This window comes from Bradyrhizobium sp. USDA 4354, from assembly GCF_054060315.1.
Genome location: NZ_JBSSDC010000001.1, coordinates 5,031,004 through 5,050,997, shown reverse-complemented (window position 1 = coordinate 5,050,997; position 19,994 = coordinate 5,031,004). Strand labels below are relative to the sequence as shown.

Annotated in this window: 20 protein-coding genes and 1 pseudogene; 7 read left to right on the top strand and 14 right to left on the bottom strand. The window is 64.5% G+C overall.

Going from position 1 to position 19,994, the window contains the following annotated elements; translation table 11 throughout:
- Positions 1-18: 18 nt before the first annotated feature.
- From ACVIIV_RS23395 to ACVIIV_RS23380, 4 genes are all read right to left on the bottom strand, one after another.
- Complete coding sequence (locus ACVIIV_RS23395; protein WP_456746252.1) at positions 19-780, bottom strand: slipin family protein; 762 nt, start codon at positions 778-780, stop codon at positions 19-21.
- Positions 777-2,159, bottom strand: coding sequence for an NfeD family protein (locus tag ACVIIV_RS23390; RefSeq protein WP_456748802.1), 1,383 nt, complete (start codon positions 2,157-2,159; stop codon positions 777-779). The genes ACVIIV_RS23395 and ACVIIV_RS23390 overlap by 4 nt, the downstream gene beginning before the upstream one ends.
- A gap of 180 nt (positions 2,160-2,339) precedes the next feature.
- Positions 2,340-2,588 carry a tautomerase family protein gene (locus tag ACVIIV_RS23385; RefSeq protein WP_456748801.1) on the bottom strand — a complete coding sequence of 83 codons (249 nt, stop codon included), beginning with the start codon at positions 2,586-2,588 and terminating at the stop codon, positions 2,340-2,342.
- 338 nt (positions 2,589-2,926) lie between these two features.
- Positions 2,927-3,700: a gamma-glutamyl-gamma-aminobutyrate hydrolase family protein gene (locus ACVIIV_RS23380; RefSeq protein ID WP_456746251.1), complete on the bottom strand. Its 774-nt coding sequence runs from the start codon at positions 3,698-3,700 to the stop codon at positions 2,927-2,929.
- Positions 3,701-3,981: 281 nt separating this feature from the next.
- Here ACVIIV_RS23380 and ACVIIV_RS23375 point away from each other — a divergent pair, with 281 nt between their 5' ends.
- The gene (locus ACVIIV_RS23375) at positions 3,982-5,127 is read left to right on the top strand and encodes an AI-2E family transporter (RefSeq protein ID WP_456746250.1); all 1,146 of its coding nucleotides are present in this window, start codon (positions 3,982-3,984) and stop codon (positions 5,125-5,127) included.
- 14 nt (positions 5,128-5,141) lie between these two features.
- Here ACVIIV_RS23375 and ACVIIV_RS23370 read toward each other — a convergent pair whose 3' ends face one another.
- The 6 genes from ACVIIV_RS23370 to ACVIIV_RS23345 all read right to left on the bottom strand — a co-directional run bounded on the left by ACVIIV_RS23370 (position 5,142) and on the right by ACVIIV_RS23345 (position 8,814).
- Positions 5,142-5,438: an antibiotic biosynthesis monooxygenase family protein gene (locus ACVIIV_RS23370; protein ID WP_080136963.1), complete on the bottom strand. Its 297-nt coding sequence runs from the start codon at positions 5,436-5,438 to the stop codon at positions 5,142-5,144.
- 100 nt (positions 5,439-5,538) lie between these two features.
- Positions 5,539-5,775, bottom strand: coding sequence for a hypothetical protein (locus tag ACVIIV_RS23365; protein ID WP_456746249.1), 237 nt, complete (start codon positions 5,773-5,775; stop codon positions 5,539-5,541).
- Between the two features lie 56 nt (positions 5,776-5,831).
- Positions 5,832-7,052: a diguanylate cyclase gene (locus tag ACVIIV_RS23360; RefSeq protein WP_456746248.1), complete on the bottom strand. Its 1,221-nt coding sequence runs from the start codon at positions 7,050-7,052 to the stop codon at positions 5,832-5,834.
- 229 nt (positions 7,053-7,281) lie between these two features.
- Positions 7,282-7,761, bottom strand: coding sequence for a 30S ribosomal protein S9 (gene rpsI / locus ACVIIV_RS23355; protein ID WP_018642439.1), 480 nt, complete (start codon positions 7,759-7,761; stop codon positions 7,282-7,284).
- Between the two features lies 1 nt (position 7,762).
- Positions 7,763-8,227 carry a 50S ribosomal protein L13 gene (rplM, locus tag ACVIIV_RS23350; protein ID WP_011087726.1) on the bottom strand — a complete coding sequence of 155 codons (465 nt, stop codon included), beginning with the start codon at positions 8,225-8,227 and terminating at the stop codon, positions 7,763-7,765.
- A gap of 158 nt (positions 8,228-8,385) precedes the next feature.
- Positions 8,386-8,814: a PaaI family thioesterase gene (locus tag ACVIIV_RS23345; protein ID WP_260370809.1), complete on the bottom strand. Its 429-nt coding sequence runs from the start codon at positions 8,812-8,814 to the stop codon at positions 8,386-8,388.
- 86 nt (positions 8,815-8,900) lie between these two features.
- Here ACVIIV_RS23345 and ACVIIV_RS23340 point away from each other — a divergent pair, with 86 nt between their 5' ends.
- The 4 genes from ACVIIV_RS23340 (at position 8,901) to ACVIIV_RS23325 (ending at position 12,422) form a co-directional block, all read left to right on the top strand.
- Positions 8,901-9,725 carry an enoyl-CoA hydratase gene (locus tag ACVIIV_RS23340; protein WP_456746247.1) on the top strand — a complete coding sequence of 275 codons (825 nt, stop codon included), beginning with the start codon at positions 8,901-8,903 and terminating at the stop codon, positions 9,723-9,725.
- Between the two features lie 107 nt (positions 9,726-9,832).
- On the top strand, positions 9,833-10,417 hold the full coding sequence (locus ACVIIV_RS23335; protein WP_456746246.1) for a CoA-binding protein: 585 nt from the start codon (positions 9,833-9,835) through the stop codon (positions 10,415-10,417).
- 150 nt (positions 10,418-10,567) lie between these two features.
- Positions 10,568-11,848, top strand: coding sequence for an O-acetylhomoserine aminocarboxypropyltransferase (locus ACVIIV_RS23330; protein ID WP_456746245.1), 1,281 nt, complete (start codon positions 10,568-10,570; stop codon positions 11,846-11,848).
- Between the two features lie 229 nt (positions 11,849-12,077).
- A complete protein-coding gene (locus ACVIIV_RS23325; RefSeq protein ID WP_456746244.1) occupies positions 12,078-12,422 on the top strand; it encodes a hypothetical protein in 345 nt (114 codons plus the stop codon).
- 19 nt (positions 12,423-12,441) lie between these two features.
- Here the strand turns inward: ACVIIV_RS23325 and ACVIIV_RS23320 are convergent, their stop codons facing one another.
- On the bottom strand, positions 12,442-13,524 hold the full coding sequence (locus tag ACVIIV_RS23320; RefSeq protein WP_456746243.1) for a COX15/CtaA family protein: 1,083 nt from the start codon (positions 13,522-13,524) through the stop codon (positions 12,442-12,444).
- A gap of 93 nt (positions 13,525-13,617) precedes the next feature.
- Between ACVIIV_RS23320 and ACVIIV_RS23315 the strand changes: the two genes are divergently transcribed.
- Positions 13,618-13,839 carry a DUF2842 domain-containing protein gene (locus ACVIIV_RS23315; RefSeq protein ID WP_456746242.1) on the top strand — a complete coding sequence of 74 codons (222 nt, stop codon included), beginning with the start codon at positions 13,618-13,620 and terminating at the stop codon, positions 13,837-13,839.
- Here ACVIIV_RS23315 and ACVIIV_RS23310 read toward each other — a convergent pair.
- Positions 13,836-14,885 carry a polysaccharide deacetylase family protein gene (locus ACVIIV_RS23310; RefSeq protein ID WP_456746241.1) on the bottom strand — a complete coding sequence of 350 codons (1,050 nt, stop codon included), beginning with the start codon at positions 14,883-14,885 and terminating at the stop codon, positions 13,836-13,838. The two genes, ACVIIV_RS23315 and ACVIIV_RS23310, sit on opposite strands and share 4 nt — an antisense overlap.
- Positions 14,886-15,014: 129 nt before the next feature.
- On the opposite strand from ACVIIV_RS23310, the pseudogene ACVIIV_RS23305 reads away from it, so the two are divergent.
- Positions 15,015-16,197, top strand: a pseudogene (locus tag ACVIIV_RS23305) (GNAT family N-acetyltransferase).
- Positions 16,198-16,260: 63 nt separating this feature from the next.
- Here ACVIIV_RS23305 and ACVIIV_RS23300 read toward each other — a convergent pair.
- Positions 16,261-17,343 (bottom strand): ISAs1 family transposase, encoded by a 1,083-nt coding sequence (locus ACVIIV_RS23300; protein ID WP_456746240.1) that lies wholly within the window; start codon positions 17,341-17,343, stop codon positions 16,261-16,263.
- A 160-nt stretch (positions 17,344-17,503) separates the two neighbouring features.
- Positions 17,504-19,810 carry a GumC family protein gene (locus ACVIIV_RS23295; RefSeq protein ID WP_456746239.1) on the bottom strand — a complete coding sequence of 769 codons (2,307 nt, stop codon included), beginning with the start codon at positions 19,808-19,810 and terminating at the stop codon, positions 17,504-17,506.
- Positions 19,811-19,994 lie beyond the last annotated feature (184 nt).

The following is a 19,994-nucleotide window of genomic DNA, read 5'->3' as shown; positions in this document are numbered from 1 at the left end:
CGTCCTCGCCGCTACCCGCTACGGGTTGTTAGGCCGCGGCATAAAATGATCGAGCAAGCCGGTCGGGAGCGGAAACACCACGGTCGACGACCGTTCACCGGCGATGTCGTGCAGAGCCGCGAAGTAACGCAGCTGCATTGCCTGAGGCTCCTGCGCCAGGATCCGGCCGGCTTCGACGAGCTTTTCGGCGGCCTGCTGCTCGCCCATCGCATTGATCACCTTGGCCCGCCGCAAGCGCTCCGCCTCAGCCTGTTTGGCAATCGCGCGAACCATGGTTTCGTTGATATCGACGTCCTTAATCTCTATGCCGGTGACCTTGATGCCCCAGACGTCAGTCTGCTTGTCGAGGATCTCCTGGATGTCGGCGTTCAATCTGTCGCGCTCGGCAAGCATCTCGTCGAGCTCATGCTTGCCGAGTACCGAACGCAACGTGGTCTGGGCGAGCTGGCTGGTCGCCGCCATGAAGTCGCCGACCTTGATGATGGCGCGCTCGGGGTCGACGATGCGGAAGTACAGTACGGCGTTGACCTTGACGGACACGTTGTCCCGCGAAATCACGTCCTGCGGCGGCACGACCTGCACCATCACCCGCAGGTCGACCTTGACGAGTTGCTGCACGATCGGGATGAGGAGGATGAGGCCCGGGCCCTTCACACCGGTAAAGCGGCCGAGCGTGAAGACGACGCCGCGCTCGTATTCGCGCAGGATTCGAATAGCCTGGGATAGAAACATGACGACAAGCAGCGCGAGCGCCGCATACGTCAGATATTCCAGCATCATGATGTACCTCCCTCGCCTGTCCGGGCGGGTGTGCGGCGGATCAGCAGCGTCAGGTCGATGACGTTGGCGACTTCCACCGTCTCTCCGGGCTTGAACGTTTCCGCGCCGCGCGCCTGCCAGCGCTCACCATGGGCGAAGACATGACCTTCGTTCCCGTTCCAGTCGAGAACCTCGGCGGGCAAGCCGCGCATGGCCTGTGCGCCGACCAGCGCAGGAGCTTTGCCGACGCGCCGAAGCGAACCAAGCACGATCAGAGCAAAGCCGCTGAACACTGCCGCAGTGGTGCCGATCACCCACCACGACAGTTGGTAGCCAGGCGCCTCGCTCCTGAAAAGCATCATTGCTCCCAGCACGAAGGCGATGATCCCTCCGAAGCCGACCACCACGGTCGGGTTGAAGGCTTCGATGGTGAGAAGCACGAGTCCCACCAGCATCAGGGCGAGACCGGCATAGTTGATCGGCAGCAAATTGAGCGCATAGAGGCCGATCAGCAGGCAGATGGTGCCGACGACCCCCGGGGCAACGGCACCGGGAGACATGAACTCGAAGATCAGGCCGTAGATGCCGACCATCAAGAGAATGAACGCCACGTTCGGATTGGTAATGACCGCCAGGAAGCGCGATATCCGTCCCGGCTCGATGGCCTCGATGACCGCATCCCTTGTCACGAGGCGTTGTGTCTTGCCGCCCGCGACCTCCACCGCGCGGCCGTCGACCTGCCGCAGCAATTCAGCCTGGTCCCGCGCGACGAGATCGATGGCACGTGCCTCCAGCGCGCCGCTGGCGGACAGCGTGGCGGCCTCGCGAACCGCCTTTTCGGCCCAGTCCGCATTGCGGTTGCGCAGCTCGGCGAGGCTGCGGATAAAGGCGACGGCATCGTTCGTGGCCTTCGCGGTCATCGCGTCCTTCGGCTCATCCTTCTTGTCCTTGCCATCCTTGTCGGGTGTGCCGCTCGGCAGGCCCGGAAGCGGCCCGCCAATCTGCACCGGCGTCGCCGCGCCGATATTGGTGCCTGGTGCCATCGCCGCGATGTGGGTCGCATAAAGGATGTAGGTCCCGGCACTCGCCGCGTGGGCACCCGAGGGAGCGACATAGCCGATGACAGGGATGGGCGAGGCGAGCACATCCGCGATGATCTCACGCATGCTGGAATTGAGACCGCCGGGCGTGTTCATCCTCAGAAGCACGACCTCGGCGCGACGTTCGCCCGCCTCGGCCAAAGCCTCTCGCACGTAGCTGGCTGACGCTGGGCCAATGGCGCCGTCGATCGAAACGATCAGTGCAAGACGGCGGCTCTCCTCCGCTGAGCTGGGAAGGAGGCAGCAGGTCAAAGCCACGACGGTGAACGCCGCAACGAGGGCCGCCTTCATGGTCTGCACGGCAAGGGCTCCCTTGCAGGTCATATGGTGCTCTTCTCATGAACCTCAATGCTGCGCGTCGAGACCAACGTCGCGATTGTGCAACGCAATGCAAATGGCCATGCACGATGGGAAGTGATCGGCTGAGCAGAGGCAGTGGCGGACCATGCCGACGCCTGATCCGCCCTGCGTTAGGCGCTGCTATCGTGCCACCCTCACGCCGTCCGCTCCGATTGCGCCGAACGTGCTCGCGATGATCTCGCTCGTCGGCTGCATGCCGCCGAGCGACCGGTGCGAGGGCTCCTGCTCCTCGATCCTGACCCAGACGTTGCGGCGGATATCCGGGTTGCCCTGCCCTTCGACCTCGATCAGGACGTCGGTGACGCGTTCGAGCAGCGTCTTCTTAAGCGTCTGGCAGCTGAAACGGGATTTCGCGCCGCTCTGCTGCATCACGTGATTGGCGAGCGACAGGATTTCGGCGATCCCAGTGATCGCCGAAAGCATGCAACCTTCCAGCGCGAGAATTGCGGAGATCGTCAGCTTTCGTTCTGCATCTGACTCCAGTTCGTTCTCAAAGAACAAATCAGAGCCGCGAAAATCGGGACGGAGCAATTCCTACTGATTGGTTTATTCCATCCGGAATTTGGAATGCGCATTGGAAAAATCCGAGCCGCGATGCGGGTTTGAGGTTGTCAGTGGATCGCGGAAAGACTCTGGATTGCTTCGCTGCGCTCGCAATGACGGTGTAGCGAGATCATATCCCCACGACCTCTCGCTACGCTTGCCGCCTATGCCGCTGCCCTCTGCCTTGCCACCAGCGCTTCGCCAAAGGCTTCGAACAGCTTGCGGTTGATCGGATTGTGCTGCGGATCGTACTCCGCATGCCATTGCACGCCGAGCGCAAAGGTCGGAGCTTCCGCGATGCGGATCGCCTCGATGGTGCCGTCCTCGGCGATGCCCTCGATCAGCACGCGCTTGCCGGGATCGAGAATGCCCTGGCCGTGCAGCGAATTGACCCGGATCTTCTCGCAGCCGAGAATCTTTGCGAAGGCGCCGCCCGGCGTCAGATCGACGTCGTGACGGTCGGCGAACACCACGGTCGGATCGGGATGGATCTCGCCGTTCTCGAGCCGGGGCATGCGGTGGTTCATGCGGCCGGGGATCTCGCGGATCTCGGGGTGCAGCGAGCCGCCGAAGGCGACGTTCATCTCCTGCAGGCCGCGACAGATGCCGAACAGCGGGATGCCGCGGGCGACGCAGGCGACCGAGAGCGCCAGCGCCACCTCGTCGCGGTGGATGTCGTAGGGCTCGTGCTTCTCGCAAGGGTCGACGTTGAAACGGGTCGGGTGCACGTTGGCGCGGGCGCCGGTGAGGATGATGCCGTCCACGGTATCGAGCAGCGCCGCAATATCGGTGATATCAGGGGAGCCTGCAAACATCACCGGCAAGCCGCCGGAGACCTCGGCCACGGCGCGCAGGTTTCGCTCGCCGACCATCTGGACCTGAAATCGATTTTCGACGCGATGGGAATTCCCGATCACGCCGACCACCGGCTTTCTCATCTGTCGTTCCGCGCCTCCCGGTAACAAGATTCTCCAAACATGCCCCTCCGATGGAACAAATTCAACAGAGGGGATCGCGGGACGGCAATGCTATTTTCGCGCAAATGGCGGCGCCCCGGCGGCCCTGGGCAGGCCAAGCGGACGGCTGCTCCGATCCGCTCGGAGGGAGGCTACAGCCCCGCGGCGACGATCAGCGAGCCAAACCGGCGCCCCCCGCTTGATCCCCGGCAGGATTTCGCGAAAGAGTGCGTTGGCGCCGCCTCCCTCGAAAAGGACCTCACGTGACGATTCCTGTAGACAAACGCATCCGCAGCGACCTGGCTCGGGATCAGGCCTGGGCGATTTCCGTCGGAGGCATCGGCGTCGTGCTGTTCACCGCGCTGCTGGCGTTCACCTGGTATTTTGCGGCCACCCTGCTGCTGATCTTCACCGGCATGCTGCTCGGCCTCGGCCTCAACGCGCTGGTCAATGCGCTCGGCCGCCGGGTCCACCTGCCTCACACGATCCGACTTGCGATCGTCTGTGTCGCGCTCGCTTTGCTTCTGGCAGGCATCGCCTATCTCGGCGGCGCCACCATTGCCGAGCAGGCCTCGGTGCTGAGCAAGACCATCAAGTCGCAGATCGCCAATGTCAGGTCCTTGCTCGAGAACCACGGCATCGACACCAGCTTCTTCGATCTCGGCAACGCTGCGTCGGACTCCTCGGCCACCACGTCCTCGGAGGCGACACCCACGCCGGCAGCACCCTCGCGCGGTCCCTTGCCCGGCGCCGGCGCGCTCGCCTCCAGCGGCGGAGCGATCGTGAGCCAGACCCTCAAGCTACTGCTCGGCACCATTCACGGCGTGGGCAACATCTTCATCGTGCTGTTCCTGGGCCTCGCCTTCGCCGCCCAGCCGCGCGTCTATCATGACGGCCTGCTGTTCCTCGCACCGGCGAGGCACCGCACGCGTGTCGCCCTCGTCATCGACCGCACAGCCGAGACGCTGGAGCGCTGGCTGATCGCCCAGATCGTCGTCATGATCGCGGTCGGCGTCGTGACCTGGATCGGGCTTGCCGTCATCGGCATCCCCGGCGCGTTCATCCTGGGAATCCAGGCGGGCCTGCTCGCCTTCATCCCCACCGTCGGAGCCATCATCGCCGGCGTCATCGTGGTGCTGGCGAGCCTCGCCTCGGGCTGGATCCCCGCTTTGTCGGCCTTTCTGCTCTTCATGGGCGTGCACGCCATGGAAAGCTACGTGCTGACGCCGATCCTGCAGCGGCAGGCGCTGGACATCCCGCCGGCCACGCTGTTCGCGTTCCAGATCCTGCTCGGCGTCGTGTTCGGCATCTGGGGCCTTGCGCTGGCGCTGCCGCTGGTCGCCATCGCCAAGGTCATGATCGACCATTTCAAGACGTATGAGGCGCCGCCCCTGGCCGAGGCGGCCTGACGCTGCTCAGGGCCTCAGGTCGTCAGCACGGTCTCGGTGTGCTCGACCTCCGGGGGCGCGGCAAAATACTGGCCGACGAGGCCGCGCCATTCGGTGAAATTTTCCGAGCCACGGAAGTCGACGGTGTGGTTCTCCAGCGTCGCCCATTTCACCATCAGCCGGTAACGCTGCGGCTTCTCGATCGACTTGTGCAGCTCGAACCCGTGAAAGCCCTTGGCGCGGCCGAAAGCGGCCTTGGCCTTGGCGACGGCCGCTTCAAAGTCCTTCTCGCTGCCCGGCTTGACGTCGATTTGCGCGATCTCGGTGATCATCGGTTTCCCACCCTTTGTTGATGGCCGTGTCTACCGCAGACAGCGACCAAGAAAAAGGCGCCGAAAACGGCGCCCTGCCCGGCCTGGACATGCAGGCCTGTCAGGCGAACAGCAGGACCGTGCCCGCGACGATCAGCGCACAACTGACGAACAGCGCGAGCGGCCAATAGCTGCGCCCCTGCGTGTAGCGGCCCTGCGCGCGGCGCTCGGTGATCAGCGCCGTCTCGTATTCATCCGCGGTCGAGAACAGGCAGGCGAAACCGCCGCGTGCCGAGGCCGCGGCGGCTTCGAGCGACATCAGGGCGGCTTGCGGATTCTGTCGACGGATCGATTCCATACCGGAATGGTATGGGATCGAATGGTAAACAGGAGATTACCGCAAGGCCCCGCGGCTCAGGCGGTGGCCGGACGCGCCTGCGATGCGCCAGTTCGCGCGGCGCTCTGGCGGCGCCAGTTCTCCAGCGACAGCGGCAGCTCCTCGGCCGCCTCGACGCGGTTACGGCCGCCGCGCTTGGCCTGGTAGAGCGCGGTGTCGGCCGAGGCCAGCAGCACCTCGAGCTCGGTACCGGCCGGACCGCCGGCGACGCCGATGCTGACGGTGGTGTCGACCGGGCCTTCATCGACCACGACGCCGGAGGTCTCGAACGCCTCGCGCACGCGCTCGGCGACCAGCACGCCCTCCTCCAGCGAACACGGCAACAGCGCGGCGAACTCCTCGCCGCCGATGCGGCCCGAGAGATCGGAGATGCGCAAGTTGCTGACCACGACGGTGGAGAACAGCTTCAGCATCTCGTCGCCGGCGGGATGGCCGAAGCGGTCGTTGATCGACTTGAAGTGGTCGATGTCGAAGATCATCACGGTCACCGGCCGCCCGGCCTTGGCCTCGCGCTCGATCACGCGCGCACAGGCTTCCGAGAAGCCGCGCCGGTTGAGCATGCCGGTCAGTGGATCGGTCGACGCGGCGGTCCGGTGCGCGGTGACGGTGCGTTCCGACACCAGCATGAAGATCACGAACACGGTACCAACGGCATAGAGTATGAGCTCGACCGCGAACACGGTGATCCAGATGCTCGACGAGAAGCCGGCATCATGCGGGCGCAGGAAACTGCCGATCAGAATCGGCAGCATCAGCACGCAACCATGCATCACCGGCATCACGACGGCCGGCCAGCGCCGTTGCACGCTCTTGCGCCGTTCGGTCCAGAGCTCGCTCGCGGTCAGCGCCGCATAGACCGAGACGATGCCGGCACCGACGAGCATGCGCAGCATCGACGCTGTGGGAACGAGCAGCGTCGCAGCAGTGACCCAGGCGAGCGCGCCGAGCACGAGGCCGGGCCAGTTCGGCTTGCGTCCGTGGAAAACGCGCGCCGCGTTCCACACCATGCCGCAGGCGATGAAACCGACGGCGTTCAGCGCAAGGTAAATATGGGGGCCCAGCCTGTCACCCGCCGCGGTCCATAGCGCGACGGAGGCGGCACCGAGGAGATAGGCGGTGCCCCACCATTTCAGCGCCGGGCTGTTCTCCTGCTTGCCGAAAAACACCATCATGGCGCCGAGCAGTGCGGCAACCATGGTGGCGACCAAATAGAGCGTGATGCTATCGAGCGACATCATGTCGGCCCCCTCTAGAACATAGCAGTTACGCGATCGGCCCAGCCGATTTGCGCGCCCTTCCAAATGCGACGCTATGTCCCGCGGGTTCCATTCAGGTTTTCGCGAGTGCCTAAGTTTTCGGGAAACACGCCATCAATTTGCATACAAACGAACAACAAAAAGGGCGCTGAAAACAGCGCCCTTTTGCATCTCATTGAAGCCGCTTTCGCGGCGAATGCGACAGAAGCGATTAACGCTTCGAGAACTGGAAGGACCGGCGGGCCTTGGCCTTGCCGTACTTCTTGCGCTCGACCACGCGCGAGTCGCGGGTCAGGAAGCCGCCCTTCTTGAGCACAGAGCGCAGCTCCGGCTCGAAATAGGTCAGCGCCTTGGAGATGCCGTGACGGACCGCGCCGGCCTGGCCGGACAGTCCGCCGCCGGCGACGGTGCAGATCACGTCGTACTGGCCCGAACGCTGGGCCACCGAGAACGGCTGCTCGATCATCATGCGCAGCACGGGACGGGCGAAATAGACCTCGACCTCGCGCGAGTTGACCGTGACCTTGCCGGCGCCCGGCTTGATCCAGACGCGGGCGACCGCGTCCTTGCGCTTGCCGGTGGCATAGGCGCGGTTGAACTTGTCGACCTTCTTCTCGTGCTTGGGCGCCTCGGGCGCCGCCGCCGTCTTGAGCTGCGAGAGCTGGTCAAGCGACTGGATGGATTCGGCCATGTTATGCGGCCCTCGTGTTCTTGCGGTTCAACTTGGCGATGTCGATCTTCTCAGGCTGCTGCGCCTCGTGCGGATGATCGGCGCCGCCGTAGACACGGAGGTTGCCCATCTGCACGCGACCGAGCGGGCCACGCGGGATCATGCGCTCGACGGCCTTCTCGAGCACGCGCTCGGGATGCTTGCCCTCGAGGATCTGGCGCGCGGTGCGCTCCTTGACGTGGCCGACATAGCCGGTGTGCTTGTAATAGGTCTTCTGCTCGCGCTTGCGCCCCGTGAGGACCGCATGCTGCGCGTTGATGATGATGACGTTATCGCCGCAATCAACGTGCGGGGTATAGGTCGGGAGGTGCTTGCCGCGCAGGCGCATGGCGACGATGGTGGCGAGACGGCCGACGACCAGACCCTTGGCGTCGATCAGCACCCACTTCTTCGTCACCTCAGCCGGCTTTGCCGAAAAGGTTTTCATGTCAGAGTTTCCGTGGACGGGGAGCATCGGCGCGAACACCGCACCGGACTGCGCGGGTTTCTAGAGAAGAGAGACGCAACCGTCAATGCCCCAAGGCGGAAATTATGTCAATCGAATCAATAGTTTAAAAATATGGTGCGATATTACCTGCGAAAAGCTCAAACATTTGGAATGGAATAGGTCGAGGTGACATGAGCGATCGGATCGGCTGAGGTGCCGGACAAGAGGTTGACCTCCCCGACAGCCAGGCGCTTGCCGAGCTTGAGCAGCCGGGCCTCTGCCAGCACATCCTGCCCGGGCTGGCCCTTGCGCAGGAAATTGATGTTGAGATTGGTGGTGACGGCGAGCCCGATCGGCCCGATCGCGGACAGCAGCACCACATACATGGCGAAATCGGCGAGCGCCATCAGCGTCGGGCCGGATACGGTTCCCCCCGGCCGCAGCATCCTTTCGCTGTAGCGCTGGCGCAAAAGGCTGGTCTGGCCGTCCGCGCTCTCGATCGTGATGTCGTCGCCACTGAAGGCCTGGGGAAACTCGTCACGGAGGAACTGCTCGAGCTCCGCCACGCTCATTTTCGCTAACGCCATGCCGTTCCCCACCCTCGCTTCGCTTGCCCTGTTACATTAAGTTATTGGTGTCATCCAATTGCAATCATTTAGCGGAAATCGCGTCAATGTCCGTCCAGGCCGCCCGCGCCCCCTCCCCGCAACCACCGATCCTGCTGCGCGAGATCGTCGGCAGCGTCGCCGTGCTCACGCTGAACCGACCAGCCGCGCGCAACAGCCTTTCGGAGGCGATGATCGGACAGCTGCATGCGAGCCTCAATGCGATCGCGGAAGACAAGCACATCCGTGCGGCCGTCATCGCAGCGAACGGCCCCGCTTTTTCCGCCGGCCACGACATCAAGGAACTGACCGCGCGCCGCACCGATCCGGATCGCGGCCGGGCCTATTTTGCGCAGGTCATGGCGGCGTGCAGCGCGATGATGCAGGCGATCGTGCATCTGCCCAAACCGGTCGTCGCTGCCGTCCAGGGCATTGCGACCGCGGCGGGCTGCCAGCTCGTGGCGAGCTGCGATCTCGCGATCGCCTCGGAGGCGGCAAGCTTTGCCACGCCCGGCGTCGACATCGGTCTGTTCTGCTCGACCCCCATGGTGGCGCTGTCGCGCAACGTGCCGCGCAAGCAGGCGATGGAGATGCTGCTGACGGGCGAGCCTATTCCGGCGGCGCGCGCCCGCGAGATCGGGCTCATCAATCGCGTCGTCCCCGCCGGCACCGAGCGTGATGCGGCGATTGCGCTGGCGCAGAAGGTCGCGTTGAAATCCGCCTACACGATCAAGCTCGGCAAGGAGGCGTTCTACCGCCAGGCCGAGATGAGCCTTGCAGATGCCTACCGCCATACGGCAGAGGTCATGACCGAGAACATGATGGCGCGCGACGCCGAGGAAGGCATCGGCGCCTTCATCGAGAAGCGCACGCCGACATGGCGGGATGAGTAGAATCGTCATTGCGAGCGAAGCGAAGCAATCCAGAAATCCCTCCGCGGAAACAGACTGGATTGCTTCGTCGCTTCGCTCCTCGCAATGACAAGGAAGAAGAACGACATATGAACCACGACGCCTATCCCGACAATTACATCCGCGGCATCCTCAACAGCGTGAAGTCGATCGCGATGGTCGGCGCCTCGCCGGTCAACGTGCGACCGAGCTATTTCGCGTTCAAATATCTGGCGCAGCGCGGCTACGACATGATTCCGATCAATCCCGGCCATGTCGGCAAGGAGCTGCTTGGAAAGCCGTTCGTCGCCTCGCTCTCGGACATCGGCCGTCCCGTCGACATGATCGACATCTTCCGCAATTCCAGCCACATCATGCCCGTCGTCGAAGAGGCACTCACGCTCGATCCGCTGCCGAAGGTGATCTGGATGCAGCTCGGCGCGCGCGATGATGCCGCGGCGGCAAAGGCGGAGTCGGTCGGTATCAAGGTGGTCATGAACCGCTGCCCCAAGATCGAATATGGCCGCTTGTCGTCAGAGATATCTTGGATGGGCGTGAATTCGCGCACGCTCAGCTCAAAGCGGGCGCCGGCACCGACCCAGGGCATGCGGCTATCCCTCAATCGGATGAGCGTCGGTGGTGGCGAAACTGCAGCATCGGATCGCGCCGCGAAGAACAAGACCGAGCAGAGCTGACGCAATCCGCGAAGGATTCGTTTCGCGAGCGCGACAATGCGTAGCAAGATCGTTTCCAAATCATGCTGGTGTGAAGCGGCGCCTTGACGGCGAGCGCCGCGCCCATCAGCATGCCGCGCGATTTCAGACCACGAGAACAGGACGCCCTCAATGAGCGATCGCCTTCCGGGATTTTCAACGCTTGCCGTGCATGCCGGTGCACAGCCCGACCCAACCACCGGTGCGCGCGCGACTCCGATTTATCAAACGACCTCTTTCGTCTTCAACGATGCCGACCACGCCGCCTCGCTGTTCGGTTTGCAGGCGTTCGGCAACATCTACACCCGCATCGGCAACCCGACCAACGCCGTGCTGGAAGAGCGCGTCGCCGCGCTCGAAGGCGGCACGGCCGCGCTTGCGGTGGCATCCGGCCATGCCGCGCAGGTCGTGGTGCTGCAGCAATTGCTGCAGCCAGGCGACGAGTTCATCGCGGCGCGAAAGCTCTATGGCGGCTCGATCAACCAGTTCACGCATGCATTCAAAAGTTTTGGCTGGAACGTGGTGTGGGCCGATCCCGATGACATCTTAAGCTTCGAGCGCGCGGTGACGCCGCGCACCAAGGCGATCTTCATCGAGTCCATCGCCAACCCCGCCGGCAGCATCACCGACATCGAGGCGATCTCGACGGTGGCGCGCAAGGCCGGCGTGCCGCTGATCGTCGACAACACGCTGGCCTCGCCCTATTTGATCCGCCCGATCGATCACGGCGCCGACATCGTCGTGCACTCGCTGACGAAATTCCTCGGCGGCCACGGCAACTCGCTCGGCGGCATCATCGTCGATGCCGGCACCTTCGACTGGTCCACGGGCGGCAAATATCCGATGCTGTCGGAGCCGCGGCCGGAATATCACGGCATCCGGCTTCAGGAGACCTTCGGCAATTTCGCCTTCGCGATCGCCTGCCGCGTGCTGGGCTTGCGCGATCTCGGGCCGGCGCTGTCGCCGTTCAACGCCTTCATGATCCTCACCGGCATCGAGACGCTGCCGCTGCGCATGCAGAAGCACTGCGATAACGCCAAGGCTGTCGCCGAATATCTCGCGGGACATCCGGCGGTGGCCTCGGTCAGCTATGCGGGCCTGCCGAGCGACAAGTACAACCAGCTCGCGCGCAAATATGCTCCGAAAGGCGCGGGCGCCGTGTTCACCTTCAGCCTGAAGGGCGGCTATGACGCCGGCGTCAGCCTGGTGTCGAAACTGCAGTTGTTCTCGCACCTCGCCAATGTCGGCGACACCCGCTCGCTGGTGATCCACCCGGCCTCGACCACGCACAGCCAGCTCGATGATGCCGCCAAGGTGAAGTCAGGCGCCGGCCCCGACGTGGTCCGGCTCTCGATCGGCATCGAGGACAAGGAAGATTTGATCGCGGATCTGGAACAGGCGCTGGGGGCGTAGCTGTTGTCGCTCCGGGGCGGTGCGAAGCACCGAACCTTAGGTGCGCAATTGCGCACCGGGGAACCTCGATGTTGTCTGGTCAGCTCGAGATTCCGGGTTCGGTCCTACCGGACCGCCCCGGAATGACGGGCAGCGGCCTTGTGCCGGCGTCGACGGCCCCCGTTAACAGTCATTAACCATACCTGCCGCATACATCACCTTTGGATCGCCCTTTGATTCGGAGCCGACGATGCTGCGCTGGATGGTGCCTGCCCTTGCGGCGATGCTGACGGTTTCAGGCGCGCTCGCCGCCGATCTGCCGGCGACGCCGAAGCGTCGCGCGGCCGCGCCACCGCAGGACCCGCCACAGGTCTATGTCGAGACCGATCCGGATGCGCTGATCTCGCCGGCCTATGGCATCGGCAGCTATATCCGCAACCTGCCGGGCACGCCTCTCCTGCCCGGCTCCAGCACCTTGCCGGGCTATTACGGCCGGCCCTGGAGCTACGATTATCAGGGCCCGTATTACGGCGGGAAGCAGGTCGACTATTTCTGGCGCCTGCCCTATGCCTGCGGCGTATACGGTTATTGCTGATCAGCCGGGCTGATGGTGATCAGCCGGGCTGGCTGACAGGAACCGCGCGTGGCTGCGTCTCCGCAGACCGCCTTGATGCGAGCCGTTCAACCTGCATCACCGCGAGCGTCAGCACCAGTATCGCAACCGCCTGGTGCGCGAGCGCGAGATCGATCGGCACCTGGTTGAGCAGCGTGAGGATGCCGAGCACCGCCTGCAGGCTCACTGCCGCAAACAGCCACAGCGCGCCACTCGCTGCTGCCCCTGCGCGCGAGCGCACCGCGTCGATCGCATGCAGCGCCGCCAGCACGAACAGCGCATAAGCCGTCATGCGGTGCTCGAATTGCACCGTCAGCACATTGTCGAACATGTTGCGCCACCACGGCGTCTCGAACCACAACCGATCCGCCGACGGGATGAACGCGCCATCGATCTCAGGCCAGGTGTTGTAGGCGCGGCCTGCGCGCAAGCCCGCAACCAGTGCACCGAAATAGATCTGCACGAAGGTCACGACGAGCAGCAGCGCGCTGGTGAGCCGCAGCCGCGTGGCCGCGGCGATCTGCGGCCGCTCCTTGAGCCGCCGCACCGTCCAGACGATCCCGGCGAAGATCAGAAGCGCGAGCACCAGATGCGTCGCCAGCCGATATTGCGAGACCTCGATCCGCTCGGTCAGGCCCGAGGCGACCATCCACCAGCCGACCGCGCCCTGGAGACCGCCGAGCGCGAACAGCAGCCACAGCCGCCGCTTCAGCTCACCCGACAGGCCGCCGCGCCACAGGAAGAACAGGAACGGCAAGAGATAGGCGACGCCGATGAAGCGCCCGAGCAGCCGGTGGCTCCATTCCCACCAGAAGATCTCCTTGAACTCGGACAGGCTCATGCCCGCGTTGAGCTCGCGATATTGCGGGATCTTCTTGTAGGCCTCGAATGCCTCGGTCCACTGCGCCTCGGTGAGCGGCGGCACGCTGCCCGTAACGGGTTTCCATTCGACGATCGACAGGCCGGATTCCGTCAGCCGCGTCGCGCCGCCGACCAGCACCATCAGCGCAATCAGTGCGGCCACGGCGATCAGCCACCAGCGCACGGCGCGGTGCGGCTCGGACAGGGTGGACATCAGAGTCATTCGGGGCAAAAACCAGGCTTGAACCGGACTGCGTGCCCCTTATAGTCCCCCGCTCCCGCAGCGCAAGTTACGCCAAGACCGCGACATTCCGCCATGACGATCCGCACCCGCAAGTTCCTCGGCGCCATCCTGCTCCTGGTGCTGGCCACCGTCTGGGCCCTGCTCGGCATGGCCTTGGCGCAGATGCCCTGGATCGCGGAATCCGGCTGGCGACAGGCGATCTACTACGTCGCGGTCGGCATGGGCTGGGTGCTGCCGGCGATGCCGATCGTGAGCTGGATGCAACGTCCCGATCGCGTCAAGTCCACCCGTTAGGTCTTGCCCGTAGCGCTGCCCGTCGGCTTCACCGGCGCAAAGGCAACACCCGACACCAGCACGCGCAGCATCCGCAGCGAGCGCACGCGCCCGTCCCATGAAATCCGCGGCAGCGCCCGCAGATTTGTGCGTCCCTCAGCCTCCACGATGCCCGGGATCGTCGACACCGCGCTGGCAAAGCCGGCCTCCTCCGCCATCACGACGTGGCTGCGCCGGAACGACGAGCGGTCCCCAAACGGAAAGGCGAAATGCCCGATCTCGCGGCGGAAAGCCGATTCCGCAACGGCCTTTCCCATCGTCATCTCGCGCAATGCGGCGGCATCCTTCATGTTGGCGAGAACGGGATAGTTGACCGTGGCGCTGCCGATCGTCACCAGCGGATCGGCAGCGAGCTTCGCGAGATCTTCCCAATCCATCGATGCCTCGCGCGAGAGCGCAGCGAGGTCGACCCGGTAGCGCGTGCAGAGATCGGCGATCGCGACCGACAAATCCGCCGGCGGCAGCGAGCGAAGCCAGCTCTCCAGATACGAAAACAGCGCCTGCTTCCGGGCATTGTCGGTGACGGTGAAGCGCTGCTCCTTCTCGCCCATCATCAGGCTGATGCGGCTCTCGCGCGCGATCACCTGCTCGAGCCCGAGCCACCAGGCCTCGCCGACGCCATCGGGAAAGGCGGTGGGCACATAGATCGTGAAGGGCACGGCGTGACGCGCCAGTACCGGATAGGCGAAGGTGATGAGATCCTTGTTGGCGCCATCGAAGGTCAGCGCCACGAAGCGACGCTTCTCCGGCAGCGTCACCGCGCGCCGGCAGACCTCGTCCATGCCGAGGAAATCGTAGTTCCAGCGCCGCAGCGCGCGAATGGCGCGGTCGAGGAATTGCGGCGTTATCTCGTTCGCGCGCAGCGGCTGAAACCCGCCGCGGTGCCGCGGCCGCACGTGTTGAAAGCGCAGGATGGCGCCGGCGCCACGACTGCGCAGCGCTGCCTGACCGCTGAACCAGGCCAGCTCGAGGCGCAGCCGTTCCAGCCATCTGTCGTCGGAAGCCAAAATCCCACCCTTCGCGCGCGCCGGCGGTCCGTTCCCTCTCCCATTGTCATTACCCTTTGTTGACCTTTGTTTGCAAAGGTCGGCCACAGGCCGAAATACGTATTTTTAGTTTCTCGACAGGTTTCGCGAATGACCATGGCTGCGGCGATGCAAAGCCGGACGGCAGAAGCGCCAGCGCGGTCGAAAGCGAGCCGTATCGCGCAGGTCGACATCGTCACCGATCTCGCCGAGGCCGAGGCGGTCTGGCGCGCCTTCGAGGCGAACGGTCATCTCTTCACGCCCTACCAGCGCTTCGACCTGCTGAGCCCGTGGCAGCGACTGGTCGGCGCCGATGAAGGCGCGCACCCCTTCATCGTGATCGGCCGCGACGCCGATCGCCAGCCGCTGTTGCTGCTGCCGCTCTCGCTGCGCCAAAGCCACGGCGTGCGCACGGCGTGCTTCATGGGCGGCAAGCACACGACCTTCAATATGGGCCTGTGGAACGCCGAGTTCGCGGCGCAGGCCGCCACCGCCGATCTCGACGCGCTGCTTGCGTCGCTGCGTGCGCATGTCGACGTGCTCGCGCTGACGCAGCAGCCGCTGCGCTGGCACGACCAGCAGAACCCGTTCGCGGCTCTGCCGCGACAGAGCGCGATCAACGGCTGTCCGCGGCTGGTGATGGAGCCCGGCGGGCCGAAGGAATCGCGGATCAGCAATTCCCTCCGTCGCCGCCTCAAGAGCAAGGAAAAGAAGCTTCAGTCCCTCGCCGGCTATCGCTATCACCTTGCCACGTCGGACGCGGACATCACCCGCCTGCTCGACTGGTTCTTCCGCGTCAAGCCGGTGCGGATGGCAGAGCAAAAGCTCCCGAACGTCTTCGCCGAGCCGGGTGTCGAGCAGTTCGTCCGCAGCGCCTGCCTTGCGCCGCGCGGTGAAGGCCGTGTCATCGACATCCACGCCCTGGAATGCGACGACGAGGTGATCGCGATCTTCGCCGGCGTCGCCGACGGAGCGCGCTTCTCGATGATGTTCAACACCTACACGATGTCCGAGCACGCCCGCTACAGCCCCGGCCTGATCCTGATGCGCTACATCATCGATCGCTACGCCGAACGCGGCTACCGCTCGCTCGACCTCGGGATCGGTTCGGACGACTACAAGCGGGATGTTCTGCAAGGACGACGAGGATATCTTCGACAGCTTCGTCCCCCTGACCTCGCGCGGCAGGCTCGCGGCGATGGCGATGTCCTCGTTCAGCCGCGGCAAGCGGCTGGTGAAGCAGAACCAGATGCTGTTCGACCTCGCGCGCAGGCTGCGGCAGGCGTTCGGGTAGGCGCTGAATGCTCTCACTCTCTCCACTTGCGATCTGCCTCTTACCCTCCCCTGGAGGGTAGGGCTATCGCATATGGGCGAGAGTGGAGAGAAGGAAGTCGTTATTCCATCTGGCCTGGAGCATTTTGTGGCTGATGCGCGCGGGACCGGGCGTTGCCTGCAGGGCATTGATGGCCAGCTTGCGAATAAGAGCGAGATTTTCCGCAGCGTGATCCTTGCGGCTGCGGCAGGCGTCCTCGTCGAACAGAACGTCGAGAACCCAGTGCAGGTTGTTCTCGATGCTCCAGTGGGCGCGCACGGCCTCGAGCAGCTTTTTGGCCGACAGCAGGCGCGAGGCCAGGAAATATCGGACCGTATGCTTGGCGGTCTTGCCCGAGTTGGCGCGCCAACTGTCGATACGGCCGACGGCGGCGATAGCAGGGAAGTCGTATTGCTTCGCCAACTGTGGCGCCGGCGCGATGATGGCCTGCCGGCGTTCGATGCGGCCGTGGGCGGTGGCCCTTCGTTGACTCGCTCGCGCAGCCTTTCGGGCTGTGTCGACCAGCGTCTTGGCGGCCTTGAAGAGCCGGCCACGATTGCTCTTGATGGCCAACACGTAGTGCCCCTTCCGGTCGCGGATGGCTTGCGCGGTATCGGGCCGGCAATGCAAGGCGTCGGCGGTGACAAGAGCTCCGTCCAGATCGAGCAGCGCGAGGACTTCGAGAGCTCCAGCAACCTCGTTGCGATTGGGGGCCTTCCGCTGAGCCAACGCCATACGCGTGCCGGCCGCCCAGACGTTGACCATATGCAGCGGCGTGGCCTGCCGGCCACGCGCGAAGGCTCCGCGCAGAGCCTTGCCGTCGATGCTGACCACGCCCTCGACGCCGAAGCTCTTGCTGAACTTGCGCAAAACCGCTTCCAGACCTTTCGGGTCCAGCGCACGGAAGACGTTGCTGAACGTATCGTGGCTCGGAATACCGTGCCTAAGCTCCAGGAATCGCCGCAACAGTTCCTCGCGGCCTTGGCCGAAGAACTCGAACTCGGTGCAGGTCTTGGCGCCAGCCAGCGTAGCCGCCAATGCAATGACAAGGATATCCACCAGATCGTGTCGGCTGTTGCTGGCGCGCGGATCCTTGAGCGGTCGAAACAGGCGCTTGAGCTTGCGCATTTAGGGCTCCCTCGGGAATCGAGAGACACCCAAAGAATCCAGTTCCAGCCGCTTGGCAACACCCCGCCAACGCCATATGCGATTCCCCTACCCTCCAGGGGAGGGTAAGAGGCACCGACCTCGCTCAACTGAACCATAGACCGACGGCGAGCGCCCTCGCCTACGCCGCCACCACGCGCGGCGTCTCCATCGCATCCGACGGCTGCACCGGCTTGCTCAGCATCGTCACATCGCTGAAGCCGACGGCTCTCAGCTGTTCGCACATCTGCGCGCGCGCATCCGGTGCCATCGAGGCATCGGGAACCACGACGGCGCGGGCATGCGCCGTCAGCAGTTCGGCCGGAAGGTCGGAGGCGCTGCCGGCGTCGATCAGCACGTGATCGTAGGCGCGCAGCAGCGCGTCGATCGCGAGCGCCACGCGCGGCGACTGCAGGAGGCTGCGGTCGAATCCGGGACGGCCGGCCATGACCAGATGCAGCCGCGATAGCTTGTCGCGGGTGATGATTTGCGCGAACGAGGCCTCGCCCTGCATCAGTTCGGCAAGACCCGGAGCCGATGCATCGACGGACACCGCGGCAATGGTCGGTGAGGACGCGGCGAGATCGACCACGACGACGCGGGCATCGCGCGAAAGGTGCCGGGCCAGCGTCAATGTCGACAGGGTGATGGCTTCGCCGGACGCGGTGCCGAGCACCGTGACCTTCTTGGCCGCAGCGCCCGCCGCACGCAAATTGTCGGCCAGACGTTCGATCTCGGCGAATTCGCTGACGTCCACCTCGGTCGCCATCCCCGGCTGGAGCGGCGCGGGCTCTGCCAAGACCGGATCGATCACCGGATCGATCACCGGATCGTTGCCCCCTTCGACGACAGGCTCGACGACCCGCTGAACGACCAGCGGCTCTTGACGCCCCGGCGCCCGCGCCGGACCAGCCGCCACCGCTGCACGCGGCGCAGTCTGGCTCAGCAGCTCGCCGGTGACGACGACGCCGGACGACAGCAGCAGCGTCGCGATGGTCGCGATCAGCACGATCGGCAGCTTCTTCGGATAGGCCGGCGTGTTGGAGACGATGGCGCGCGAGATGATGCGGCCGTCCGTCGGCGCCGTGTCGATGGTCTCGCGGGTATTGGCTTCGCGGTACTTGGCAAGATACGTCTCGAGCAGGTCGCGCTGCGCCTTGGCCTCACGCTCGAGCGCGCGGAGCTGGACGTCCTGGCCGTTGGTCGAGGCCGCCTGCTTCTTGAGCTGCTCCAGACTCACAGTCAGGCCATCGACCCTGCCGCTGGCGATCCGGGCGTCGCTCTCCAGCGAGCGCGAGATCTTGGCCGCTTCGTCCCGGATCTGATTGTCGAGATCGCCGAGCTGCGCTTTCAGCTCCTTGATCCGCGGGTGATTGCCGAGCAGCGTGGACGACTGTTCGGCGAGCTGCGCCCGCAACGTCACCCTTTGCTCGGACAGCCGGCGCATCAATTCGGAGTTTACGACCTCGGATGCCTCGATCGGCTTGCCGCTCTGGAGCATCTCGCGGATCAACCGTGCCTTGGACTCGGCGTCGGCCTTCATCGAGCGCGCATTGTTGAGCTGGGTGTTGACCTCACCCATCTGCTGGTTCGACAGCGTGGTGTTGTTGGTGCCGACGAACAGGCTGGACTTGGAACGGAAGTCTTCGACCCTGGCCTCGGCCTCGGACACCTTCTTGCGCAAATTCTCGATCTCGCCGGCCAGCCACTGGCTGGCGTTCTTGGCCTGCTCCTGGCGCACGCCCTGCTGCAGCACGAGATAGCCGTCGGCGATCGAGTTGGCGACGCGGGCGGCAAGCTCGGGATCGGCGGACTGGAATTCGATCACGATCACGCGCGACTTGTCGACCGCATAGGCCTGGAGGCGCTCGTAATAGGCATCGAGCACGCGCTCTTCCGGCGTCATCGCGAACGGATCGCGGCCGATGCCGATCAGCGCGGCAAGCGACTTCAGCGGCGAGATACCTTGCAGCACCGGGTCGAATTCGGGGCGTTCCGCAAGCTTGTTCTTCTTGATGATCTCGCGCGCGAGATCGCGCGACAGCACGAGCTGCACCTGGCTGGTGACGGCCTCGGCGTCGAGCGCCTGCCGCTCCTCGGCACGGTCGCTGTTCGGGCGCAGGAACACGTTCTCGCGGCCGTCGATCAGGATTCGGGTTTCGGACTTGTAACGCGGCGTGACGAGATTGACGACAGCGAGGGACGCAACGAGCGCCAGCACCGTCGGCACGATGATCCAGCCGCGCTTGCGCGCCAATGCCGAGCCGAGCGCGTGCAGGTCGATGTCGCCGGATTCGACCTGCGCCGGCTTCGTGACGAGGGACGCAGGCTTTGCTTCGATCTTTTCGATCTTGGCTTCGACCTCGGGCGCGGCTTCGCCTTTGGACTTCGAGACGGCCCGCGCGATCACCGCCTTGTCCTTGCCGGCACGCCAAAACGCTAAACGCATCGAACACTCCCGCAGGGCAACGCTGCGACTCTACCTCAACCGTGGCGATTACACTCCATTAAGGTTGCCGCTGGGTTAATCGTGATATCGCACGCCTCGCGCGCGTGCGCCCGTCACCGTTTGTTAACCACGAGGGCCCTTAATCCCTCTCGATTATTTCGTGAGAATTGTTCGGCAGTCGCCG